The sequence below is a fragment of the Pontibacter oryzae genome (assembly GCF_003576375.1).
GTDB classification, from domain to species: Bacteria; Bacteroidota; Bacteroidia; order Cytophagales; family Hymenobacteraceae; genus Pontibacter; species Pontibacter oryzae.
Window position 1 is genome coordinate 448,320 of the sequence record NZ_QWGE01000001.1, and the last position, 21,369, is coordinate 469,688.

Sequence of the window (21,369 nt, forward strand, 5' to 3'; positions counted from 1 at the left end):
GTATATATACTTTCTTGGCTATCAGCATCTTGTTCATATTTTCAGGGCAAAGCCATGCCTAAAAAGCGGGTATAGTATCAAATTCTGATTATATTTACACTTAAGTCGTAAATAAAAGCCTCTTATAATTTGAAGTTAGCTGCTATAGATATCGGGTCGAATGCGGTGAGATGCCAAATCTCCAGTGTACTGAACCAAAACGGAAACGTGTTCTTTAAAAAAGTGGAGTATGTGCGCTATGCTATCCGTTTCGGCGAAGATGTTTTTAATACCGGTTATATCAGCGATGTTAAAGTCGAGAAATTCATAAAGCTGCTGCAGGCTTTCCAATTGCTTCTGGATGTGCACGACGTGGACCATTACATGATTTGCGCGACATCGGCGATGCGCTCCTCTATAAACGCCCCCGAAATTCTGGAGCGTGTAAGGCAGGAAGTTGGCATGGAAATTCAGGTGATCGATGGCGAAACGGAAGCTGACCTGATCAACAAAGTAATCTTTAATTTCCTGGATGAGCGTAATTACCTGCACATTGACGTAGGCGGCGGCAGCACGGAATTTAATATTTATGTGAACCGTGAGAAAATCGCCTCGCAGTCGTTTGAGCAGGGCTCTATTAGGCACATGCATGGCCGCGATTCCGAAGTGCTCTGGAACACCATGCGTAGCTGGATAGAAACAAACTCGCGCAAGCACCACCTTTCGCGTGCCGTGGGCACCGGCGGAAACATCAACAAAATATACGAGATTGCCGGGAAATCTGCCGGTAAGCCAATTTTCAGGAAGCAGATAGAGGAAGTAGCTTCCCAGATTGCAAATACAAGTATGGAGGACCGCATCACTAAGCTTATGCTAAACCCCGACCGTGCCGACGTAATTGTGCCAGCCTCTGAGATTTACCTCTCCGCCATGAAATGGGCCAAGCTGGAAAGTATGATTGTGCCAAACGTAGGGCTAAAAGACGGCATGCTTTACTCGCTGTACGAGCGTTACCACCCGGAGCGGTTTGTCATCACAAAGATCAGTTAACTATTATTTTTCATAAAAAAGGGCTGCAACCTTACTCATAAAGAGTGGCTGCAGTCCTTTTCTGTTTTATCAAAAGCGTTACACCAGACTCACTTCCTCCTCGCAGAAAGCCTTGCCATAAAATACTTTGTGAATATCTACAGCTTCCTCGTTCACGCCAGTGCGTTTCTTTATGTACGTACCGTCCTCGCGCATAATGTATGAGTTCTGGTTATCCTGGATGTTATAGTACAAGATATGGATAGCCTCACGCTTCAGCTCCTCATTCGCGATCAGGAACAGGGCCTCGATGCGGCGGTCGAAGCTGCGCACCATAACATCTGCGCTGCCTCCGTATACTTTCGGGTCGCCGTTGTTATGGAAATAGTATAGGCGCGCGTGCTCCAGGTACTCCCCTACAATACTTTTCACGGATATATTCTCGCTTAGTTCCTCACGGCCTGGGCGCAGGCAGCAAATACCACGCACGATCAGTTTAATAGGCACGCCAGCCTTAGAGGCTTTGTAAAGCTCATCAATCACCTCACGGTCCTCCAGGGAGTTTATCTTGATCACAATGCCGCTTTGCATCCCTTTCTTGGCGTTGCGGGCTTCGTGGCGTATCAGCTCGATAAGCTGGTGGCGCATACTTTTCGGAGCCGTAAGCAGGTATTTATACTCGTTTGGCCGCGAGTGGCCGGTAATTACGTTAAAAAACTCCGACACATCATGGGCGTAGATCTCGTTGGTCGTTAGCAAGCTAACATCGGTATACAGGCGCGCCGTGGACTCGTTGTAGTTCCCGCTGCCAATATGCACGTAGCGCGTTACCTTCTCCCCTTCCTTCCGGATGATCATCAGGAGTTTGGTGTGTGTTTTATACTTGCTGATGCCGTAGATCACAAAGCAGCCGGCTTTCTCCAGGCGCTCCCCTTCCTTGATGTTGCGTTCCTCATCAAAGCGGGCTTTCACCTCGAACAGCACCGACACGTGCTTGCCATTTTCGGCGGCTTTCAATAGCGCAGCCGTTACGCGGCTCTGATCGGCCAGGCGGTAAATGGTTTGCTTTATACCAAGCACCGAGGGGTCTTCGGCGGCGCGCTCCAGCAGGTTTACCACGGGCTCCATGCTGTTGTATGGGTGGTGCAGCAGCACATCATGCTCCTTCAGGTACTCAAACATATCCACGCCATCGCTCGGCAGGCTAAGCGGCTGCACCGATGCTGGCTGCTTAAAGCCCTTGTCGCGGAAGTGGCGGTGGTTCACGATCTGCCACAGGCCGCGCAGGTCCAGCAGGCTGTTGATGGTAAAGACGTTGGCATTGTCTATGGTCCAGCGTTCTTTCAGGATGCGCATCATAAACTGCGATGGATTGCGCTCAACCTCCAGCCTTACCACACGGCCTTTTTTCCGGGTCTTCAGCTTTGCCTTGATCTCCTGTACAAAGTCTGCCTCCAGATCATCAGACTCCTCCAAAGTAAAATCGCCATTACGCGTGATGCGGAACAGGTTCACCGAAACGATCTCCACGTTGCGGAAAAGCTTTTTTATCTTCCAGCGAATGATGTCTTCGATGGGCACAAACACGATCTTGTCCTTGCGGTTGATCTCGTAAAAGCGGGCCAGGTTTTGCGGAATCTGCACAAACGTAACGCGGTCCTGCGGCTTGCCCTCGTCGGAGGTGCGGGTCACCACGCCAAAGGTCAGCAGTTGGTTCATTAACAACGGAAAACCGTGGTAGTTATCGAACACCATGGGCGTGAGCAACGGGAAGATGGTGTTCTTAAAGTATGAATCGGCCTTCTTCTGCTCTATCTCGGTCAGCTCGCTGATCTTGAGTATATCGCAGCCGCTTTTCGCAAACAACGGTTTCAGCTCGTTATTGAACGTAAGGTACTGGTCGTTCACGAATCGATGCGCGTAATCGAGCAGCTTTTTACGAAACGGTAACTCGCGCAAGCCAGAGTAATCGGTGCGCTCCTTACCGTAATCGAGGTAGTTGTACAAGCTACCTACCCGGATCATGAAAAATTCATCCAGGTTAGACGAAGTGATGGCCAGAAACTTCAGCCTGTCGAAAAAGCTTTTGTTGGTGTCGCGCGCCTGGTCCAGTACGCGGTAATTAAAGCGCAACCAGCTTAGGTCGCGGCTAATGTATTTACTCTTTTTTATCTGGTCAGAAACCTTACTGATAAGCATGTTCTCTAATTTTTGGCGGCCCCTTTGATTGCCCATTGGCTTAAGAAACCCGCACTACTTCATAATCTCAAAATATAAGGAGAAAGAATAGCTATTCCTTCATATTGCAAAGATAAATTTCGTGCCTCGGATCAGGCAAAATATGTATCTTCGTTTTTAAGCGCTGCGCTTAAATCAACTTAAAAAGCTTGTAATGAGCCTAATTACCGCTAAAACTTACCGTTTTACCCGTGCACTTGTGCTGGCAAGTATGGCTGGCTCCTGCCTGACGGTGTTGAGCCTGGCGTTAGGTTTTGGCGAGCTGTACCCTTTTGCAACCTGGAAACTCTACACCCAACCACTCGGCAGTAAGCGCGAAGTAAAGGAGTACCGCATCTATACCCAACAAGCAAACTCTAGCACCTGGCAAAGGCAACCCGTACATCCGGCCGCTACCTTTACGCAAGATGAATACGTGTATACTTTAAACGCCCTCACCCAGGCCGCCACTGCCGCTACCGGCGATACCCTGGCGGCACAAACCCGCTTGCTTTTGTTTACCCGCACAGTAGCGCCTGGTGCAGCTAAGTATAAAATTGTGGAAGAGCGCTACAACCCGCAGGAGCTTCTCCAAAACGCCAACGCCTATGACACCCTTACAATTGTCCGTTTCCGCTAAGGCCCACGCCATGTTTCAGGAGGTGGAGCCTGATGCACGGCGTAACGGGTTTAACTTCTTTTTCGGGGTGATGGCTCTACGTGTGTTTACCTTACTTTGGCTGTTCTGGACGGTAAAAAAATACTTCCTGCTGCTGCAAAGGCCCCTGGAGTTATTCTGGCAACACAACTTTTATCTTAACTGGCTAATGCCTGAGTTGCCTGGCAAAATGCTCTTCCTGAGTATAACTGCCTTGGCCGCTATACTTAACTTGCTGCAACTTATCCGGCTAAGAAACAGCGCATGGCTACAGTTACCTTTGGCGCTTTGCCTGCTCTGGCTTAACCTGCCGCAATGGAGCTATGGTTTTCTGAGCCATGTGAATCATCTTTTCTTGCTGGCGCACCTGTTCCTGATTTTCATCCCGTTGCACAAGCATAGCTGGCGACAGCCGGATCAGTACACGAGCAAGGCGATTAACTGGTTTTATGCCGGGCTTTTGTTTACCTATACACTGGCCGGCCTCTGGAAAATCCCGTCGATACTTTACAAATTGCTGACAAGCTCACCGGATGTGCATTGGCTGCACCCGGATGGAGCGCTCTACAATGCGTTTGTCAGTTTCCGCAGCTATGATTTGCCACTTCATTTTACTAAGCTTTTTACAGCAGTGCCTTTGGTGTGGCAGGCAAGTTTTATACTTACGGTGTACGTGCAAAGCATCAGTGTTTTTGCGGCATTCCGGCAGCAGCTCCGCCCTTGGGTTGCGTTGTTCTTGATACTGTTCCACGTGGTAAATATGCTGGCGTTCCAGACGCATTTTGTAGTGGCAATTTGTGTGCTGCTCTGCCTTTTTCTGCCTTATGATTTACTGCTTCCAGCGCTGTTCAGGCCCAAATCTTTGTCCGGCTCCCCGCACATAGCTGCAACCAGCTTGGAGCGCCAAAGAAACCGTTTGTCGCAAAGGCATTATTACCTTTCCGGCATACTTTACCTCCCTGGTTTAAGAACATTGGCCCAAACCCTTCGCCCATTCCAGAAGTAAGCAAGACCTACGCGCAGCATTCACGTATCCTAAAAGCAATTGCTAACTGTAACTTGCTTATACCATGGATACAACGAAAATGCACGAACCCAATAAGACTATCTTTCCGCCCTTGCCATTGGAGGAGTGGGAACAGACAAAAGATACGCTTCACTTGTATTTTCAAGTCATCGGTAAAATAAGACTAAAGCTGATGCCCCGCCGCAACCACTGGTGGAATGTAACGCTGTATGTAACTAGCCGTGGTTTAGGCACTGGCCCCATCCCTTACGAGTCCTACACGTTTGAGATCGACTTCAATTTCATTAACCACCAGCTGCAAATCCAGACAAGCACAGGAGCTTCCGAACATATACCCCTACAGGACGGCTTGAGCGTTTCATCCTTTTACACACAGGTGATGAAGTCGCTTGAAGTACTTGGCATCCAAGCTAATATTCTGGCTAAACCTTTTGATACCAAAAGCACCATACCCTTTGCCCAGGACGATACGCATACTTCGTACAACCCGGAGCAGGTAAACCGCTATTGGCGCGTGTTAGTAGCCGTGGATCAGGCAATGAAAGAGTTTAGCGGGCGCTTTTATGGCAAAACCTGCCCGGTGCACCTGTACTGGCACCACATGGATTTAACCGTAACCCGTTTTTCAGGCAAGAAAGTACCTGTTAGGCCAGAAGCAAGCATTGTGGAGAAGGAAGCGTACTCGCATGAGGTAGTCAGTCTTGGTTTTTGGGCAGGCGATGATAAGGTACGTTTCCCGGCATTTTATGCCTATACTTATCCTTCGCCGGATGGGCTGGACCAGGAGCCGCTAAAGCCCGATGTAGCCACCTGGGTAGACTCTAATGGCAGCCCGATGGCCATACTTAATTACGAGGAGATGCGCCAGTTAGAGAATCCACGACAGGCACTGCTGGACTTTCTGGAAAGTAGTTACCAGGCTGGGGCAAAGCTGGCTGGGTGGCCAGTACAGGAGCTGGAAGTGAAGCCCCTCACTGAATTGTAAGCTATATTTACGCTTTTACCTTAGATCACTTTTTACAGAAATCTAACTTCTTCGGCCACTACCTGCACACATAATGTATCGCCAGCGGCAAAATTGGCGCGATCAGTACGCAGGGTTAAGCTAATGTTGCCTGCCTGCACATCCACCTCGTGGTAGCTGCCAAAGTACCGGCTTTGTAAAATAGTTGCCGCTATGCCATCTTCCGGTGTTATTTTTATACTTTCCGGTCGGATGAGTATGCTTTTCTTGATTGATTTGCTATCAGGAGTAAGACCAAGTATGGCAGCGGATTCGGAAGCCACAAGGTTGTAATCGCCGAAGAGGCCGGCAATATACTCGCTCTCGGGTTGCTGGTAAATTTGCTTGGGCGTGCCTTGCTGCAGTAAACTTCCTGCGCGCATCACTAAAATCTCATCGGCCCAGGAGAGCGTATCCAGCGGGTCGTGCGAGGTTAGCAGACAAGTAACGCCAAGTTCTTCGCCAATAGCATGCAACACTGATTTCAGCACCTTTTTATGAACCATGTCGAGGTTCGAGAACGGCTCGTCCAGCAGCAACAGCTCCGGCGAACCAGAGAGCAGTCTGGCCAGGGCAATCCGCTGCTTTTCGCCGCCAGAAAGCTGGTTGGTTTTGCGTTGCAGCAGGTGGCTGATGCGGCAGATTTCGTATAACTTTTCCGCCTCTTCCCCTGAAAATGTATTGGCATACCTTAGCACCTGTTCCACGCGCAGCGAGTGCGGCAACTCGTAATGCTGCGACAAGTATGAAATGCCGGGATGCCCGGCTACAAGTTTCTCCTCCGGCCCTATCACTTTCTCGCCCTCAAAGAATACGCTCCCACTATCGGGCTGCACCAGGCCGGCTATAATCTTGAGGAGCGTGCTTTTTCCAGAACCTGTTTCTCCAGCAATGGCGACTTTCTGAAACTCCTTTTGGCTAAAGCTGATGTGCTGCAAAGCAAACCCATCCTGCTGCTGTTTACAGATGTCTGTTACGTCTAAAAATGCCATGGAAAGAGGTGTTGCGTGTAGGAGTTTATACTTTATTAAGGTAAATGCCTGCCGCAAGTTACGCCTTTTCTATTCCTAAAAAGGCATTGCTTTTAGCTGCAAATGATATACATACCTTCTCCCCGGCCTTGAACAGTTTAAATGCCTCTTCTGATACCGATAGGCTAAAGGTTTCAAAGTATAACGTATGGCTCGTGATCTTCGGCTGAGAGGTTGCAGCTGCGGCAGGGTTTCCGTGCCAGCCCCAGTTTGTTTCAGTTTTTTTGTCCGTGATTTTCTCTTCCAGAACCAGCTTGGTGCCATTTCTCAGATCACGAAGGTAAGGCCTGACCATCCAAAGTAAAAAGATCAAAAATCCGAGGATAGACAGCGAAAAAAGAATACCAGCAGTAAAGAAAGTATTAAATGGGGAAGCTTTCAAAGACATGATCGCAGCAAGTACAGCAAGCGTGATGATTTGCATCACGATGCCCAAAACCAAGTATCCTGCAATGCATTCTGTCAGTTGCTGCTTTAATTTATACTTGTCAGATTCGTTTAGTGTATGTGTCCTCACAACCGTTTCCATTCAGGCTACTTTTGTGCTTTTATCCTCTCCAGCATCGCGTTAAGCGCTGCACGGTCATATACTTTCCCGGCTTTTATCACGGTATGTAGCTTGCTTGTGTTGGAGATGTCTTCTAAGGGGTTAGCATCCAGAATGAGAATATCGGCTATCTTGGCGCTACTGATACTACCATAAACAGCGCCCAAGCCAAAAAACTTTGGCCCGTTTATAACGGATGTTGTAAGTGCCTGTTGCGGCGTGAGCCCAGCTGCTACCATACTTTTCAGCTCCTCGTGCAAAGATTCTCCGGGATAAACAAAGGAGTTAAACGGGCCGCTATCAGAGCCGGCAACCAGGTTTATACCTGCCTCATACATGGGCCGCATCATGCGCTCGGTAAGCTGGCCCATTTGCTGCCGCATGTCGTTGCCGCGGGCTTTGGCGCGCTTGGCGCTCTCTAGCCTGCCCTGGTACGTTTGCTGTACTCCCGTACCGATATAAGCCAGCAAAGAATCCCTGGAGTGGTCGGCGTCGGCCAGTTCGGCAAGGGTTTTGCCAATGTGCAGCGTTGGCGTGATGTAGAAATCGTTTGCAGCCAGCTTTTCGAAAACCTTTGTGGCAAGGGCTGTATCATAGCTTTCCACAATCTGGTTCATCATGCCGTAGCCCAAGTTCAATTTGGTAAGGCTATCGGCTAAAGGAGATGCTGCTTTCAAGACATAATACATGTGCTCGGAGCCATCCAGGCCAAGATCTACTGCCGGTAAAATATCAGCCGACAAAGGCATGTGGCCAGTCGTTTTGAGCCCGCGCTTCTTTGTTTCTTTTATGATGCTGTAAAAGGATTCTTTGGTAAGGCTGCCATCATACATTTTCACATAATCCACGCCTAGTGCCTGAAGTGAGTCCAAGGCATGCTGCACATCAGCCTCACTATCGACTGTTATTGATCCGGGCCAGGCAGGCTTTGGGCCATCCAGTTTAGGGCCGGGCGTAAAAATAGTGGGGCCAGTCAGCTCCCCTTTACGAATTTGCTCGCGCCACTGCATTACGCTGGGCACCAGATCCCCACCGGCATCCCTTACAGTGGTTACGCCATAAGCAAGAAACAGCGCCAGAAAATCCTTGTTTTCGGCCAGCAGCGTGTCGCCTCCCCTGAAGTGCACGTGCATATCCCAGAGGCCCGGCATCACATACTTGCCCTGCGCATCCAGCGTTTGGGTTGAAGTATACTTGGCCAGATTTTCTGCCGCATCCACCACCCGAATGGTATCTCCTAAAATGGCAATAAGCTGATTTGGGATTAACGTACCTGTCTGCACATCCACGATGGTGGCGTTCGTGAGCAGCAGATCATACGTTTGGGTTTTTATACTTTGGCAGGCGCTAATAAGTAGCAGTACGCTTAGGTAAAAGATTAACAGCTTTTTCATAGTACAACATGGTTGTTATGGGATAGATTTGGTAAGATTTAACCGCGCACTTTATACCGTTTCCGGACGATGATGGTGAGCATCGGAAAAAGTATGAGGCCCATGTATAACAGCTGAAAGTTATTGCTTTTGCCGCTGCCTATCATGATGCCGGCAATTATTCCGATTGCCGTAAAGCCGCACACAAGCAGGGCAAGCTCCGGCACACGCAGTCTTATTTCCATAAGGAGTTTAAGTTTGTTTGGTTATAAAAGTATAAGGTAGTAAAGTAATCCCAAAGTATAGAAAAACAAAAGCCGCTCTGTTGACCAGACCGGCTTTTGAAAATCAAATGTATACTATAAACTACCAGAGTCTGATTCTGTCTTCTGGTGCTTTGTAGAGCTTATCGCCTGGCTTCACATTAAACGCCTCATACCAGGCATCCATGTTTACTGGTGCGCCAATGGTGCGGTACTGCCCCGGCGAGTGTGGGTCTGTCACGATTTGCTGTGCGGCTGCTTCCGGCAAAATGTTACCTCTCCATACTTGCGCCCACGACAGGAAGAAACGCTGATCTGGCGTAAAGCCATCGATCTTCTCGTTAGACTTGCCTTGCTCGGTCATCTTAAAGGCTTCGTAAGCGGCGTTCAGGCCACCCAGGTCACCGATGTTCTCGCCTAGCGTCAGTTTACCGTTCACGTGGATTGTATCCAGCACGGTATAAGCATCATATTGCTCCTGCAGGCTTTTGGCCTTCTCTTTAAACTTAGCCAAGTCTTCTTCGGTCCACCAGTTGCGCAGCGTTCCGTCTTTGTCGTACTGGCTACCAGAGTCGTCGAAACCGTGCGAAATTTCGTGGCCGATCACAGCGCCGATACCACCGTAGTTAACGGCATCATCCGCGTTCGGGTCGAAGAACGGGAACTGGAGGATACCCGCCGGGAAAACGATCTCGTTCATCACCGGGCTATAGTATGCGTTTACGGTTGGCGGCGTCATGCCCCACTTGGTTCTGTCAACTGGTTTGCCAAGCTGGCTTACCATCTCGTTGTAGCCCCACTCGCCGGCGTTGCGCAGGTTCGCGAAGAAAGCATTGCGCTTGATCTCCAGGCCATCGTAGTTTTTCCATTTGTCAGGGTAGCCAACTTTCGGCGTGAAGGCGTGCAGTTTGGCCAGCGCTTTCTCCTTGGTGTCGGCGCTCATCCAATCCAGGTTGTTGATGCGGATTTCGTACGCTTTGATCAGGTTATCGATCAACTCGTTCATTCTGGCTTTCGCCTCTGGCTTAAAGTGCTTCTCCACATACAGCTGGCCAAGCAGTTCGCCAATGGTGTTATCTGTAAGCGAAGACATGCGCTGCCAGCGCGGCGTCTGTACTTTCTGGCCCGATAGCGCTTGCGCGTATGCAAAGTTAGCATCTACGAAAGGCGTGCTCAGGTATGGCGCAGAAGACTTAAGCACGTTCCACTGCAGGTAGGTTTGCCAGTCAGCGGTTGGTGTGCTGGTCAGCAAGCCATTCAGCTCCGTAAAGAATTTTGGGTTGTTTACCAGTATTGTGTCCTCGCCGGTAACCTTCATTTTCGCCATAAGCGAATTCCAGTTTATGTTTGGCGTGGTTTTGCTCAGATCAGTTACAGCAAACTTATTATAAGTTTTGTATGGGTCGCGCATCTCCACGCGGGCCATCTGCGCCTCGGCCATCTTCTTTTCCAGGTTAAAGATGGTTTCTGCGTTTTGCTGTGCCTTGGCAGCTGGTGTACCGGTTAAGGCAAACAGTTTGGTGATGTATGTTTTGTAGGCTTCCTGGATTTTCTTGCTGCGCGCATCGTCCTTCAGGTAGTAATCGCGGTCTGGAAGGGTTGTACCGCCCTGGCTCAGCTGCGGAATCATGGTGTTTACATCCTTGCGGTCCTGGCCTACATAAAAGCCGAACATTGGGGAAGCTATGCCTTTCGATTTCTGGTAAGCTACCTCGTTCAGAATCGCGTTTACATCTTTTACAGATCCGGCGCGCTTCAGGTCTTTCTTGATTGGCTTATATCCCAGTTTGTCTATCGTGGTGCTGTCCATGGCAGAGGCGTAGAAATCGCCTACACGCTTCTTCACGGAACCATTAGAAGCGCTTTTATCAGCGGCTGCCTCGGCAAGTATTTCTTTTACAGCATTGATGTTAAAATCGCGAAGCAGGTTAAAGCTACCCCAGCGTGTTTCTTTGGCCGGAACAGGGTTGCTTTTCAGCCAGGCGCCGCTGGCGTAAGTATAAAAGTCATCGCCAGGCTTCACCGACATGTCCATGTTGGACTTATCAATAAACTGATCTTTTCCTTTTTGTTGAGCGGTGGCATCTGCGCCATACAGAGCTGCAGCACCAAACAGTAGTAGTCTTAGGTGGTTTTTCCAGTTCGATACGTTCTTCATCGAAGGGTAATTTAAGTTAAAGTGTTAGATAAGTTTTTCTGCAAGTGAGGTCGTTTAGCCACGATTCTCACCTCTAATGTAATGCTTAAATTTTAAATTCAGGTTGAAATTCCATTTAAGCTGTGCTGAAGTATAAAGCAAAATCCGCTCCAACAATGTTTAAACTTCAATAAGGCATACTTTAAAGCGTTGGCTTTAATCAGTTTTGAAGTATAAAAAGCAGGAAGTGACTGAAATGTTTCCTGTGAGTTGCTGGCGTATAAATTTCAGAGATTTATACTTTGTGGTTACTTCGCTGCATGTAGTACAAGTCGAAGCCTGCAGCCCAGTAATCGCGCTCGATTTTTAGCAGCTCAAAGCCAAGTTTTTGATAAAACGCATACACCAGTTGCGTGGTCCTGACAACAACAAGCGCTATATCGGAGTTACTGCGCAACAGATCTAGGCGATGTGTAACAAGCATTTGCCCAATGCCTTTGCCCTGCATGCTGGGTGCAACAATATCCCAGGAGAGCCGGGCAGTTTGCTCACTCGAGAAGTAGTTTATGCCACCAGCGCCAACAATCTCAGAGTCTAACTCCGCTACAAAGTAATCTTCCACTTCGCTTGCAAGATAATTGGCAAGGTCAGCTTCTTCGGAGGGCGCAAAGTATGTTGGCGTGTTCAGCTGCAGCAGCCTGATAACGGCTGCCTTGTCTTGCGGGGTGTAGTTGCGTATTACTATAGCCATGCGGGAAGTATAAAAAACAAGCTGTTAGGCTCGCAAAAAGGTGAAGTTTTGCATTGGAGTAAATATCTACAAAAACTATGTGTACCAAGCCCGGGCAACAACTTTATACTTTGGTTTATTGAAGATCAATCAAACACATGCGCTTCATAGTCTTTCCACCATTTTTCCAGGTCAACTTTAGGCGTTCGGCAAATGTAAACCGGAATCTCATTCTCCTCCCCGATTGCGTATTGGTGCCTGATAATTCTGACTAGCTTCACATCCTCAAACACGTGTTCTACAGATGGTTGCTCGTTGCCTATACTTATCCAGACATCCGCGTTCTTGTTGCCATAACCCCAGTTCCAAAAGCTCCCGTGCCGGCTGATAGGGTTAGGTAGGTTATATTTCTTTCCAAGTATTTTTAGCGCCCCGGCCTCTCCGTAATTCTCCGCCCAAATAACGCAGTTTCAGGGATTGGTAAACGCTATCTACCAGCTGCACTTGCTCTTCCCATCCAAACATATCGGCATAATCGCCTTTAAGCTCTACGCGCCCATTCTCGGTTTCAAGCCCTGCATACTTGACATAGGTGTCGATCGGAAGTATAGGTGTAGCTTCTGGAATGAAATATATGGAATGAAGCAGCACAACAACCGCAATAACAACTACCATGGCGGGCTTTCGGGCGAATATACTTTCTACTTTAACGGCTCCGCTTGCAAACAGCACCGGGTAGATGGCAAACACATAATAAGCCTTGGCATTTAGGAGCCACATTGTACTGATAATCACGATGGCGGCGACTCCAATTGCGCGATACTTTCTTAAACGTTTATCGATTAACAGTGCGGTTAACCCCAGGAGACTTATAATAAGCGTGAACGGGAAATTGAGCTGTTCTAATCCAAATTCCAGTGGGCTTACCTTATCCAGTTGATTCGCATGAAGGGCTTGCAAGTGCTTTATAAGCGGAAAACCATGTTGCGCTTGCCAGATAATGTTTGGCAGGAAAATCAGAAAAGAAAGCACTCCTGATACGTATAACCACTTGCTCCTGTAAACAGCTCCCTTCCGGTAAAAAAACAGGCCTACACATATGCCTAAGGCCCACACTAGTATGGTGTATTTGTTCAGTAAGCCTAGTCCTAAAATCAGGCCTGCCAGTATGAGATACTTTTTGTGTTGGGAATTGATAAACTTGATGACAAGGTAAAATCCTAGCGTCCAGAATAACTGATCAAAAGCAACGGGTTGAAATAATGTATGATTCCGGTAAAAAGGCAGAAAAGCCAATATGCAAAAGCCTGCAAGCAATACGGCTCTGGACTTACCTCCTAGCTCAATGGCCATCAGGCAACATAAAATCAGGATCGTGATACCGGCCAATGTTGGAAAAAGCCTGACCCCGACAAGCGCGTAATCGAAAAGCCAGTAAGATACTTTGCCAAGTACGCCTATTAGCGGCGGGAACTCCATAAATCCCCAATCCAAATGCTCGCTTACAGACAAATGAAGTAACTCATCCCGATGAAAACCATAATTCCTATTGCCAAGCCACTGTACGATGAGTTTAACGACAGAAAGTGCGAGAATTATGGGCAGGTATTTTTTCATCCGATTGCGTGAACTGCTTTTGATAGTTAGCGTGGATTTCTGGCACAGCCATATACCTTGCGATAACTAATAGGCAATGTCAAGATAACTGTGGGTTAAAGCAAAATCAGTTTCGGCTAGAGAGCTTTGATGAGACGGGAAATCTCGAAATTGTTTTTAACTAAGCTTATGATTACAATTACTACTAGCTGTTTTTACAAGCTAAGTAAGGCAATAATGGGAGTGTAATTTAAACTGTGTCACTTCACTATTTCCATTTACTGGCCCTTTTGCTGTTCTGGCGTGAGTCCTTACAGCAAAAGGGCCAAACTTTTTAAGTGCGTCTCACTTCAAGTCCAGCTGCATCCTGTCCCCGAACCAGATCGATAGTTGCTGGGCCGTCTGGCTCCAGTTGCTCAGCGGCATGACCCATTTCCTGCTGATGTTCTGGTGAGTCAGGTAAATGAGCTTCATCAGCGCCATATCCGACGGGAAAGCTCCCTTCGTTTTAGTTACCTTCCTGATCTGGCGATGAAATCCCTCGATGGTGTTGGTGGTGTAGATCAAGTGGCGGATAGGTTCTGTATACTTAAAATACGTGGAGAGTTTGTCCCAGTTTCGTTGCCAGCTCTCGAGCACCTTGGGGTACTTTGAGCCCCACTTCTCCTCCAGCTCCAGCAGCCGCAGCTCGGCCAGCTCCTTCGACTCAGCCCGGTACACGGGCTTGAGGTCCCGCACGAACTCCTTCTGGTCCTTGGAGCCCACGTACTTGAGGCTGTTTCTTATCTGGTGGACAATACAGCTCTGCACTTCGGCTTGGGGGAAGACACTGCTGATGGCCTCGGCAAAGCCCCTAAGGTTGTCGATGCAGGCGATGAGCATGTCGGCAACGCCCCGCTGCTGCAGATCCGTCAGCACACTGAGCCAAAAGGTAGCCCCCTCGCTCTCGGAGACGTACACGCCCAGCAGCTCCTTGTGCCCGTGGCGGTCAATGCCCAGAATGTTGTAGACGGCCTTGGAGACGGTGCGCCCTTCCTGCCGCACCTTGTAGTGCATGGCGTCGAGCCAGACGATGCAGTAGAGCGGGTCCAGCGGCCGGGCCTGCCACTCCTTGACCTGGGGAACGATCTTCTCGGTGAGGGCCGCCAGGGTGTCGTGGGAGATGTTCATGTCGTACATCTCCTTGAGGTGCGCGGAGATGTCGCGAAGGCTCATGCCCAACCCGTACATGCTCAATATCCGCGGCTCCAGGTTCTCTGCCAGCACCGTCTCCCGTTTCCGGATGATCTGCGGCTCAAAGCTAGAGGAGCGGTCGCGGGACGACTCCACCTCGATGGTGCCGTCTGAGGTGCGGATCTGTTTGCTGACTTTGCCGTTGCGGCGGTTGCCCTTTCCGCGCTCCTCCGAGTCCAGGTGCACGTCCATCTCCGCGTCTAAAGCGGCCTCTAAGAAGTGCTTCAGCAGGGGGCCAAGCGCGCCGTCTTTGCCGAAGGTGGGTTTGCCGCTCCGGAACTCTTCCAGGAACTGGCGCTTGATCTTCTCCAGATCCAGCTCGTTTTTCTCTTCCATGTTGACTGTGTTAAAGGTAATATTACTAATCCTTTGACACAGTTTATCTTACAGCCTCGCAATAATCGAGCTTTAAGCCGGAGCAATTTTAGTTAGTGCTTTTCTCTGTTCTTAGAGTGATATTTCCATTAACTAAATCCGTGTCCGATTCTTTTTCACAACCATTAACGATGGTAGCTCTTAGTCGTCCTTTATCATCCTTGCCAATCCCAATTCTAATATTAAACCAGCAATCTTCAGTTGTTGTCTTATACTCGCTTGAACCATAAGCTTCGCCGGTAATATTATCCTCATCCACTTCCGTGGCGAGAAAGAAATAAGGACCTAAATCTGCTTGTCCGCTCTGCTTTTGAAGTACTTTACTATTTTCATAAAGTATAAAATCAAAATGTATAGTGGAGCTATTGATTCGCTCAACTGATAAATTATACTTCTTACCTTCTGTCGTTGCAAGGAACTCGTATCTCTTGCCCAACTTTAGATCACTAGGAAAATAAACTGTGTCGTTGCCTACCAACACGTATTCATCAACAAAACGTATTCTTTCAGGATACCCACTGTTTCTTAACTCACTTAAAAAGTTTGGTGAGAGTTGTGTTGAGTCATCAATTATAATATTACTCTGATTCTCCTGAACCTTATCATCCTCCTTTAAAGCGGCAGCTTCATTTGTATCGACTTTAACAGATGCATGCTTGCTACAGCTGATTAGAGCCAAAAGTGCTGAAACAAGCGCTAATAATTTAACCTTGTTCATGATGTAAGTAACAGCTAATTTCTAGTATAAAAACAGTATGAACTGCCAAGATTTACAGCTTTTAATGTTTTGTTGACAGGAGTTTTAAAAGGTTAACCTGGATTGAAGCCCCATATTCCGAAATGGATATTCTTTTTTGTAAATAATTTTTGATAGTCGAAGCAAACATTCTATTACGCTCTTTAGTAATATTTCTACATCATCCTGAGAAATTGAAATTTCTTCCTTAGGGTGAACAAGACCATTTCTAACTTTTAACGATTGTTTTAACGGTCCCCACCAAGCTTCAGATTCTCCTGTCAGATAAGTTTTACTGTGTTTGAAATATAAATATTGAATTCGATCAGTAAGTCTTTGAATTTTTAATCTTTCTGTAACAATAAACTCACCATTCTTTAACTCAACCTCCTTTTCTTCAAGAAGGGCTTTCTCATGAATTGGAGTAGTGGGAAAGTTTACTAGTTCTTGGGAAATACCATTAATATATGCCTCTAAAGCTGATATTCCTATTAATACAGCCGAATGTTTATATGCCTTTTTAGCATCTTCGTCTTTAGATTCCTTAATCTTTTCTAGGAAGCGTTTTGCCTCTTCCAATAAGAGAGCTGAGAAGTCATCGAAGGCTGCCATTACAGTTTCTTTTCCATTTCTTGAACTCTTAGATTAGCCTCTTTTGCATGATATTTTTCAATAGCTAAATCCACCATCTTTTTGTTAATACCGGTTCCTTTTTCAGCTTGAAGAAAAAATAATTCAGTCAATCTTCCCCTGTCTTTAACATCAGTTCTGGTACCTAATCCGCGATAGTTTTCAGGATCTGTTTTATGTCTACCCTTTGCAAGAACAGATGAGTTTAAAGGGTCTCCGGACGTTCGATTTGATAAATCATAGTGCCTCTTTAGTCGTTCGCTATTTTTGTGCAATACACCTGCAACAAATGCCCAAGAAGCTAATACAGAATAACTAAGTGCTTTTTCTGAAAATTCAAAATTTTCTTTGACTGAGAAGTATTTTTTTTGTGAAGCAACAAGCTCAGCATATGCTTTGCCCATTTCAATCATTTTCTTATCGGTCCAAAGTTTTGGGGTTTGTCGTATTATTTCCCATTCCTCATCTACACCACCTGTGCCACTGATAGCTGGAGTAGTACGTATAATGTTAAATTCTATGTCCTTTATTCTTTTTCCATTAACATAATTGACAATCAACGTTCTGGCGCCTCGTACTGAAATTTGGCTTCCCCTTTGCTTTTTATCCGCAAAATCTTGACTTGCTTCAAGTATACCACATTTTTGGCACCAATCCCTCAGTTCTGGACCTTTCACAGTTTCAAACATTCGGTCTAGCAAGTCGCTCGATACGGCAATGTTTGTATTCGAAATTAACTGAACATCAAGTCTTTGTTCCATACTTAAATCAAAGTATAGTTTAAAACCGTGAAATTCGTTAATCTCTTTCTTCAGCGCCCTTTCGATAGCTAAAAACCGATGTTGACCACCAATTATTTTTAAGGGTTTATCAGGTTCAAAATCAGGGTTATATTCAGCAACAATATTGCTGAATATCCGTTTTTCTTCCGCGTCTTGAAGCATTTTCAAGTATGCAGGGTTGTTTTCGACTACTTCTCTATTTGCTCTATAATCCGATTGATTTTCGGGGTCTAAAGGAACATCAATGGTTCCTTTATTGCAAATATCCTTCGCCTTTATATGGCACTCAATATAAAAGGCTAACGTTTTATTGTCAGTATGTATAGTAATATGTTCCTTTTCCTGAATTTCAAATTCTTGAAGAAAATTATTTACAAGTTCTTTAACTTGACTTTGTTTATAAACTACTAATTGATCTATGTGGTCAAATCCTAATTTCATATACTATATATCTAATCCCTTCCAACTTATTGATAACTTTAACCTTATTCCGTATACACGCGAAAATTCGATATATAATACCGAATAACTCTATCAATATAGCATTTTCCCTTTATAATCTAACAAAAAAAACGGCGGCCATACTTTAAAGTATAGCCGCCGCTCTGAGTTATTTTTATGGCCTAGGTATTACACGTCTACGCGGGCATACTTGGCGTTGCGCTCAATAAAGTCACGGCGTGGGCCAACCTCGTCGCCCATCAGCATCGAGAACAGGTGGTCGGCTTCTGCGGCAGAGGCGATGTCTACGCGCTTCAGGCTGCGTGTTGTTGGATCCATGGTAGTGTTCCAGAGCTGCTCCGGATTCATCTCTCCAAGACCTTTGTAACGCTGCACGCCTACACTCTCCTCACGGCCTTTGCCTAATTCGGCAATAGCATCTAAGCGGTCTTGCTCGGTCCAGCAGTAGCGCTCTTCTTTACCCTTCTTAACAAGGTAAAGTGGTGGCAGGGCAATGTAGATGTAGCCTTTCTCCACAAGCTCCTTCATATAACGGAAGAAGAAGGTCAGGATTAGCGTACGGATGTGTGATCCGTCCACGTCAGCATCCGTCATCACGATGATTTTGTGGTAACGTAACTTATCCATGTTCAGGGCCTTTTCGTCTTCGTGCGTGCCGAAGCTTACACCAAGGGCCGTGATCATATTCTTGATCTCCTCGTTCTCGTAGATGCGGTGCTCCTGTGCTTTCTCTACGTTCAGGATCTTACCACGAAGCGGCAGAATAGCCTGGAACTTACGGTCGCGGCCCTGCTTGGCAGATCCACCCGCCGAGTCACCTTCTACCAGGTAAATCTCGCAGTTTTCCGGGTTATTGTCAGAGCAGTCGGCTAGTTTACCCGGCAAGCTGGTGCTGGATAATACGTTCTTGCGCTGCACCATTTCACGTGCCTTACGGGCGGCAAAACGGGCCTGGGCGGCAAGTATAACTTTATTTACAATAGTGCGTGCCTCTCTTGGGTTTTCCTCCAGGTACTGGTTCAGCATTTCGCCCACAGCCGTATCCACGGCACCAGACACCTCTGAGTTACCCAGCTTGGTTTTGGTCTGGCCCTCAAACTGCGGCTCCTGTACCTTAACAGAGATAACAGCCGTTAAGCCTTCTCTAAAGTCATCACCGGCAATATCAATCTTCACCTTGTCCAGCATACCGGATTTCTCGGCGTAGCTCTTCAGGGTACGGGTAAGGGCGCGGCGGAAACCGGCTACGTGCGTGCCACCCTCTATGGTGTTGATGTTGTTAACATAGGAGAAGATATTCTCGGTGTACGAGGTGTTGTACTGCAGGGCAATCTCCACAGGTACGCCGTTTTTCTCGCTCTCCACATGGATAGGCTCCGGAATCAGGTTCTCGCGCGCATCGTCCAGGTAGGTAACAAACTCCTTCAAACCACCTTCCGACAGGAAAGAATCCTTCAGAGGCTCACCCTGATCGTTTAGCTCGCGCAGGTCTTTCAGGTTGATGCGGATACCTTTGTTCAGGAACGAAAGTTCGCGCAGGCGGCTGGCTACGGTATCATACTTATACTCAGTGGCCGTAAAGATCGAGGCATCTGGCTGGAAGTGTACCGTGGTACCGGTTTTATCGGTTTCGCCAATCTCGCGAACAGGATATTGCGGCACACCAATGTTGTAGTGCTGCTCATAAATTTTCCCATTGCGGTGCACGGTAACATGCAGGTCTGTGGATAGGGCGTTCACGCAGGATACACCCACACCATGCAAACCACCGGATACTTTGTACGTGTCTTTATCGAACTTACCACCGGCGTGAAGCACTGTCATTACTACCTCTAGGGCAGAGCGACCTTCTTTGGTGTGGAAATCCGTTGGAATACCACGGCCGTTGTCCGACACCGTGATGGAATTGTCTTCGTTGATGGTTACTGAAATCTCGTCGCAGTGACCGGCAAGGGCTTCGTCGATAGAGTTATCCACTACCTCCCACACCAAGTGGTGCAGGCCTTTAATACCGATGTCGCCGATGTACATGGCCGGGCGCTTACGAACTGCTTCGAGCCCCTCCAGTACCTGAATGCTATTTGCTGAATAATCGTTGGCTAATGATTTATCTTCTACTTCACTCATTTGTGTTATCAGATAGATTGAATAGGTAAAATTACCACTTTTATTTCGTTTAAACTATACTTTTGAGCGGAGTACAATGTGCGCGACTTGGCACAGGCGCATCGTCCTATTTCAAGTATAGCCTAAGCTACTAAATTTTAACAAATTGCTAACCTTAATAGTGCCTCTGCAGCAGCCCTACGCCTATAAAAAACACAAAAAATCGGATATAATATTGGCAATTTATCCGGCAACAATCAGAAGTATAAATTTTGCCAGCGGCCTTGGCTACCAAGCGGTGTTACGGGCACCAAAACCTTGCTTACAGGTAAGGCCGCTGGCAACAAGTATAACCCTGCCACTTGCTGCCCGTTTTCTAAGAGTGTACTTTTCTTTTCCAAAACCTAACCTGATCTAAAGCTATGAACTTCGACAATTATCTGAAAGACGGAAAAACCTGGCTCAACAAGCTTTGCGCTTACCTTGGTATTAAAGACGAGCAGAAAGCAGCCCGAATTTTCAGGGCGGTGCTGCACGCCATCCGCGACCGTATACCTACCGGCGAGGCGCTGCACCTAGGCGCACAACTCCCTGTGCTCTGGAAAGGGGTTTACTACGACGGGTTTACCATGCATGAGCCTGTGCGCATCCGGCACGAGGACGAGTGGCTCGAGTTTATCCGCACGAAAGACTCTGGTGCCGAGGAAGCAGATTTCCCAACGCTGGACCATGCGTTCTATGCCTTTCAGGATGTGATGGCTTTTCTGCGAGATCACCTTTCCGAGGGCCAGTACAAACAGGTAGCCCAGGCCATACACTCAGATATTACGGTACCAGCCTAATCCACATACATTATAAAAATAAAACACTAAACGCCCTGGCCCATTATATGGCCGGGGCGTTTACATTAGCATAGTCCGCAAACTTGCACTTGCCAGCAGGCTGCCATACCTTTGCAGCATGTGGCGTCGCTACTTCATCGGCATAAGTATTCTGGTCATCTACCTGATGACTACCTTCCGCTATCTTGTGCCACTCGTGCATTACCAGCTGGATTACGCATACATTTCTGAGGTGCTTTGCATAAACCGCGACCAACCGCAGCTTCAGTGCCACGGCACATGCCATCTGCGCAAAAAAATCAACGCATTGCAAACCAGCCAACAGCAGCAGGACGCCGTGCAGCACTTGCTCCACGCTTTCCAGCCAGTGGAGGCCATGCCGCACAGCCAGCAGTTTGTTCCCATATTTGTTAAATCAGGAATACTTATTCAGCCTGATTTTCATTTATACAGAACATGTACCACCGATCAGCCTGCTCTTTTCCATCCGCCCCAACAGCAGCTTTATACATGAACGTATAGGTCAACCGGTCATCTCATGAAAGGATACCTGCTATACTTGCATGCCGATTATCTGGCAAAACTAAACTTATAATACTTTTGGGTGGATAAA

General features: G+C 47.4%; 20 protein-coding genes. 6 read left to right on the forward strand and 14 right to left on the reverse strand.

Annotated features, from left to right (window positions below; translation table 11 throughout):
- Nucleotides 1–129 precede the first annotated feature (129 nt).
- Nucleotides 130–1,029: a Ppx/GppA phosphatase family protein gene (locus D1627_RS01870; protein ID WP_119430512.1), complete on the forward strand. Its 900-nt coding sequence runs from the start codon at nucleotides 130–132 to the stop codon at nucleotides 1,027–1,029.
- 78 nt (nucleotides 1,030–1,107) lie between these two features.
- Here D1627_RS01870 and ppk1 read toward each other — a convergent pair whose 3' ends face one another.
- The gene (gene ppk1 / locus D1627_RS01875) at nucleotides 1,108–3,207 is read right to left on the reverse strand and encodes a polyphosphate kinase 1 (RefSeq protein WP_119431079.1); all 2,100 of its coding nucleotides are present in this window, start codon (nucleotides 3,205–3,207) and stop codon (nucleotides 1,108–1,110) included.
- Between the two features lie 193 nt (nucleotides 3,208–3,400).
- On the opposite strand from ppk1, the gene D1627_RS01880 reads away from it, so the two are divergent.
- The 3 genes from D1627_RS01880 (at nucleotide 3,401) to D1627_RS01890 (ending at nucleotide 5,895) form a co-directional block, all read left to right on the forward strand.
- The gene (locus D1627_RS01880) at nucleotides 3,401–3,865 is read left to right on the forward strand and encodes a hypothetical protein (RefSeq protein ID WP_119430513.1); all 465 of its coding nucleotides are present in this window, start codon (nucleotides 3,401–3,403) and stop codon (nucleotides 3,863–3,865) included.
- The gene (locus D1627_RS01885) at nucleotides 3,834–4,889 is read left to right on the forward strand and encodes a hypothetical protein (RefSeq protein ID WP_147383169.1); all 1,056 of its coding nucleotides are present in this window, start codon (nucleotides 3,834–3,836) and stop codon (nucleotides 4,887–4,889) included. Before D1627_RS01880 ends, D1627_RS01885 begins: the two co-directional genes overlap by 32 nt.
- Nucleotides 4,890–4,953: 64 nt before the next feature.
- Nucleotides 4,954–5,895 (forward strand): DUF5996 family protein, encoded by a 942-nt coding sequence (locus D1627_RS01890; protein ID WP_233555479.1) that lies wholly within the window; start codon nucleotides 4,954–4,956, stop codon nucleotides 5,893–5,895.
- 32 nt (nucleotides 5,896–5,927) lie between these two features.
- On the opposite strand, the gene D1627_RS01895 is transcribed toward D1627_RS01890, so the two are convergent.
- The 13 genes from D1627_RS01895 to gyrB form a co-directional block, all read right to left on the reverse strand.
- Nucleotides 5,928–6,905, reverse strand: coding sequence for an ABC transporter ATP-binding protein (locus D1627_RS01895; RefSeq protein WP_119430515.1), 978 nt, complete (start codon nucleotides 6,903–6,905; stop codon nucleotides 5,928–5,930).
- A gap of 58 nt (nucleotides 6,906–6,963) precedes the next feature.
- Nucleotides 6,964–7,371, reverse strand: coding sequence for a hypothetical protein (locus D1627_RS01900; protein ID WP_147383171.1), 408 nt, complete (start codon nucleotides 7,369–7,371; stop codon nucleotides 6,964–6,966).
- A 107-nt stretch (nucleotides 7,372–7,478) separates the two neighbouring features.
- Nucleotides 7,479–8,885, reverse strand: coding sequence for an amidohydrolase family protein (locus D1627_RS01905; protein WP_119430517.1), 1,407 nt, complete (start codon nucleotides 8,883–8,885; stop codon nucleotides 7,479–7,481).
- A 38-nt stretch (nucleotides 8,886–8,923) separates the two neighbouring features.
- Complete coding sequence (locus D1627_RS01910; protein WP_119430518.1) at nucleotides 8,924–9,109, reverse strand: hypothetical protein; 186 nt, start codon at nucleotides 9,107–9,109, stop codon at nucleotides 8,924–8,926.
- 121 nt (nucleotides 9,110–9,230) lie between these two features.
- The gene (locus D1627_RS01915) at nucleotides 9,231–11,285 is read right to left on the reverse strand and encodes a M13 family metallopeptidase (RefSeq protein WP_119430519.1); all 2,055 of its coding nucleotides are present in this window, start codon (nucleotides 11,283–11,285) and stop codon (nucleotides 9,231–9,233) included.
- 274 nt (nucleotides 11,286–11,559) lie between these two features.
- Entirely contained in the window at nucleotides 11,560–12,015 is a 456-nt protein-coding gene (locus D1627_RS01920; RefSeq protein WP_119430520.1) for a GNAT family N-acetyltransferase, read from the reverse strand.
- Nucleotides 12,016–12,140: 125 nt separating this feature from the next.
- On the reverse strand, nucleotides 12,141–12,275 hold the full coding sequence (locus tag D1627_RS18570; protein WP_262697012.1) for a hypothetical protein: 135 nt from the start codon (nucleotides 12,273–12,275) through the stop codon (nucleotides 12,141–12,143).
- A 121-nt stretch (nucleotides 12,276–12,396) separates the two neighbouring features.
- Complete coding sequence (locus tag D1627_RS01925; protein WP_199688354.1) at nucleotides 12,397–13,611, reverse strand: ArnT family glycosyltransferase; 1,215 nt, start codon at nucleotides 13,609–13,611, stop codon at nucleotides 12,397–12,399.
- Nucleotides 13,612–13,935: 324 nt separating this feature from the next.
- On the reverse strand, nucleotides 13,936–15,159 hold the full coding sequence (locus tag D1627_RS01930) for an IS256 family transposase (protein ID WP_119430521.1): 1,224 nt from the start codon (nucleotides 15,157–15,159) through the stop codon (nucleotides 13,936–13,938).
- 88 nt (nucleotides 15,160–15,247) lie between these two features.
- Nucleotides 15,248–15,916, reverse strand: a complete 669-nt coding sequence (locus D1627_RS01935; RefSeq protein WP_119430522.1) for a hypothetical protein — start codon at nucleotides 15,914–15,916, stop codon at nucleotides 15,248–15,250.
- 84 nt (nucleotides 15,917–16,000) lie between these two features.
- Nucleotides 16,001–16,546, reverse strand: a complete 546-nt coding sequence (locus D1627_RS01940; RefSeq protein ID WP_119430523.1) for a hypothetical protein — start codon at nucleotides 16,544–16,546, stop codon at nucleotides 16,001–16,003.
- Nucleotides 16,546–17,787, reverse strand: coding sequence for a hypothetical protein (locus D1627_RS01945; RefSeq protein WP_199688355.1), 1,242 nt, complete (start codon nucleotides 17,785–17,787; stop codon nucleotides 16,546–16,548). The genes D1627_RS01940 and D1627_RS01945 overlap by 1 nt, the downstream gene beginning before the upstream one ends.
- A gap of 189 nt (nucleotides 17,788–17,976) precedes the next feature.
- On the reverse strand, nucleotides 17,977–19,935 hold the full coding sequence (gene gyrB, locus D1627_RS01950) for a DNA topoisomerase (ATP-hydrolyzing) subunit B (RefSeq protein WP_119430524.1): 1,959 nt from the start codon (nucleotides 19,933–19,935) through the stop codon (nucleotides 17,977–17,979).
- A 401-nt stretch (nucleotides 19,936–20,336) separates the two neighbouring features.
- Here gyrB and D1627_RS01960 point away from each other — a divergent pair, with 401 nt between their 5' ends.
- The gene (locus tag D1627_RS01960) at nucleotides 20,337–20,756 is read left to right on the forward strand and encodes a DUF2267 domain-containing protein (RefSeq protein WP_119430526.1); all 420 of its coding nucleotides are present in this window, start codon (nucleotides 20,337–20,339) and stop codon (nucleotides 20,754–20,756) included.
- 118 nt (nucleotides 20,757–20,874) lie between these two features.
- The gene (locus D1627_RS18250) at nucleotides 20,875–21,270 is read left to right on the forward strand and encodes a hypothetical protein (protein ID WP_147383173.1); all 396 of its coding nucleotides are present in this window, start codon (nucleotides 20,875–20,877) and stop codon (nucleotides 21,268–21,270) included.
- The last annotated feature ends 99 nt before the right edge of the window (nucleotides 21,271–21,369 follow it).

Bases quoted from the DNA above. Each gene is read 5' to 3' on its own strand.
- D1627_RS01890 (WP_233555479.1), top strand. From the start codon at position 4,954: ATGGATACAACGAAAATGCACGAACCCAATAAGACTATCTTTCCGCCC.
- D1627_RS01930 (WP_119430521.1), bottom strand. From the start codon at position 15,159: ATGGAAGAGAAAAACGAGCTGGATCTGGAGAAGATCAAGCGCCAGTTC.
- D1627_RS01960 (WP_119430526.1), top strand. From the start codon at position 20,337: ATGAACTTCGACAATTATCTGAAAGACGGAAAAACCTGGCTCAACAAG.
- D1627_RS01945 (WP_199688355.1), bottom strand. From the start codon at position 17,787: ATGAAATTAGGATTTGACCACATAGATCAATTAGTAGTTTATAAACAA.
- D1627_RS01895 (WP_119430515.1), bottom strand. From the start codon at position 6,905: ATGGCATTTTTAGACGTAACAGACATCTGTAAACAGCAGCAGGATGGG.
- D1627_RS01915 (WP_119430519.1), bottom strand. From the start codon at position 11,285: ATGAAGAACGTATCGAACTGGAAAAACCACCTAAGACTACTACTGTTT.
- D1627_RS01880 (WP_119430513.1), top strand. From the start codon at position 3,401: ATGAGCCTAATTACCGCTAAAACTTACCGTTTTACCCGTGCACTTGTG.
- D1627_RS18250 (WP_147383173.1), top strand. From the start codon at position 20,875: ATGTGGCGTCGCTACTTCATCGGCATAAGTATTCTGGTCATCTACCTG.
- D1627_RS01935 (WP_119430522.1), bottom strand. From the start codon at position 15,916: ATGAACAAGGTTAAATTATTAGCGCTTGTTTCAGCACTTTTGGCTCTA.
- D1627_RS01910 (WP_119430518.1), bottom strand. From the start codon at position 9,109: ATGGAAATAAGACTGCGTGTGCCGGAGCTTGCCCTGCTTGTGTGCGGC.
- D1627_RS01940 (WP_119430523.1), bottom strand. From the start codon at position 16,546: ATGGCAGCCTTCGATGACTTCTCAGCTCTCTTATTGGAAGAGGCAAAA.
- D1627_RS01905 (WP_119430517.1), bottom strand. From the start codon at position 8,885: ATGAAAAAGCTGTTAATCTTTTACCTAAGCGTACTGCTACTTATTAGC.
- ppk1 (WP_119431079.1), bottom strand. From the start codon at position 3,207: ATGCTTATCAGTAAGGTTTCTGACCAGATAAAAAAGAGTAAATACATT.
- D1627_RS01920 (WP_119430520.1), bottom strand. From the start codon at position 12,015: ATGGCTATAGTAATACGCAACTACACCCCGCAAGACAAGGCAGCCGTT.
- D1627_RS01885 (WP_147383169.1), top strand. From the start codon at position 3,834: ATGACACCCTTACAATTGTCCGTTTCCGCTAAGGCCCACGCCATGTTT.
- gyrB (WP_119430524.1), bottom strand. From the start codon at position 19,935: ATGAGTGAAGTAGAAGATAAATCATTAGCCAACGATTATTCAGCAAAT.
- D1627_RS01925 (WP_199688354.1), bottom strand. From the start codon at position 13,611: ATGAAAAAATACCTGCCCATAATTCTCGCACTTTCTGTCGTTAAACTC.